We start from the raw sequence: 1,691 nt of genomic DNA, 5'->3' as shown, positions 1-1,691 counted from the left end.
GCCGAAGAGATTGGGGATCAGCCGCCCCGTCCCCTCCGACGGGTCCTTCATGAAGTCGTCCAGCATCGTCTTCGCGGCCCGCTCGGGGTGCGCGGCCGTCGAAACCAGGCCCGCCAGGGTCATGTTGACGTTCTGGACGTACGCGGCGGGGTGCGTGATGTTGTACGGGTCCATGGGGTTGAGGCCGCGGGCGAAGTTCAGGATGCCCGCCGTGCCCTTCACCACGCCGGCGTCGAAGTGCAGGATCTCCGTGTTGACGGCCTGGAAGCCGTCTACCGCGTCCGCCTTCAGCCGGGTGAGCGGGGGCGGTTCGGCGGGGGCGTGGGCCAGGGCCCTGCGGACCGCGCTCGCGGCCGTGCGGGCGGCCTCGTCGCGCTGGCGGCGGGCCTCGTTCAGGATCTCGTGGGCGCGTTCTACGGCGGCTGCGCCCGGGTCCGTCGTCGGCTGCTGCTGCTTGTCGTCGTCCTTGTGCTTCGCCACGTCCGCCTTGTACGCGTCCGAAGCCCGCTTGCCCGGGCCGTACAGATCGATCGCGTCCCGCGCCTGCCCCTGCGCCCACTCCACCGTCTCCGCGTACGACGACAGCGCCTTGCCCGCCGCGTCGCAGGCGTCCGCCGCCTGGAGCCATTTGGCGGGGTGCATGGCGAATTTCTTGCGGAACGCCTCGGCCGCTTCGCCCTGCCAGGATGAGGAGTTGAGCCTGTGCATGCCGTCGCCGACCTTGTCGAAGGCCGTGGAGAAGTCGGTCAGGTGCTTGGCCGTCGCCCTGATCGCCTTCGCGTCGCCGTGGACCAAGTCCTTCGGCTGGTCGCTCTGGCCCAACTGCCGCTCGCCCGGGGTCGCGCCCAGGTCCGACGCGATGCGGTCGCCCGCGTTCTCGACCTTGTCCGCGAGGCCGTGCGCGCCGGCCTTGTCCAGCGCGTCGCCGGCGACGTCCGTGCCCTTGTCGACCAGCTCGCCCGTGAGCTTCTTGCCCTCGTCGACCACCTCGCCGACCTTGCCCAGGCCGGAGTTGACCAGATCGCCGATCCCCATCAGCCCGCGTCCCCGCCCTGCTGGGCCTCCGCCGCTTTCGCCCGTTCCTCCGGCGACGGGCCCAGCGGGCCGTCGAGCATGTCGTTGTACTCGTCCCCGCTCAGCCCCGCCGCGCTCGCCAGGCTGGCCGGGTTGAGGCCCGGGCCCAACGGGCTCAGCGTGTGCGAGGTCATCACGTCCCGCGCCGCGTCCTTGTAGGCCTGCCCGCTGTTGTCCAGCGCCTTGTCCATCGACGCGGCGCTGTAGTCCACACCGCCCGTGTACTCGTTGTCGCGCACCAGGCCGCCCCAGCTCTGCTGGGTGACCTCGTCCTCCGACGCATACGGGTTGCCCATCCCCGCGTTCACCACGATCTTCATCGTGCCCTGGACGTACTGGTCCGTCTCGTACAGCGTGCCCGCCGAAAGACCCACGCCCGCCGCGAAGTCGTTGCCCTCGACCACCAGCGCGCGCACGCCCCACTCCCAGCGTTCGCAGAACGACGTGAACCCCGACAGCAACTCCTCGTTACCCAACTCCAGCCCGGACAGAGCGAGTTCCGAGAACCCGCGGCCCGCCCCGGCCAGGCTGTCGACGCCCAGGTCCTTCAACTCGCCCAGCACCAGGGTGATCCCCCGCGCGATCTCGTCGAGCCCGGCCGCCCTGATGTCCCCGCC

Annotated in this window: 2 protein-coding genes; both read right to left on the bottom strand. The window is 70.8% G+C overall.

What is annotated here, in order from left to right; genetic code table 11:
• Positions 1-1,035: WXG100 family type VII secretion target (locus tag AC31A1_RS51035; RefSeq protein WP_489659852.1), on the bottom strand; the 1,035-nt coding region annotated here is incomplete at its 3' end.
• The coding region (locus tag AC31A1_RS51030) for a hypothetical protein (protein ID WP_489659851.1) at positions 1,035-1,691 on the bottom strand (657 nt) is incomplete at its 5' end. The genes AC31A1_RS51030 and AC31A1_RS51035, both read right to left, overlap by 1 nt.

The sequence above is a fragment of the Streptomyces sp. P5F9 genome (assembly GCF_057961495.1).
The sequence above is the reverse complement of the archived record's forward strand: the minus strand, read 5'-3'. Positions and strand labels throughout refer to the sequence as shown.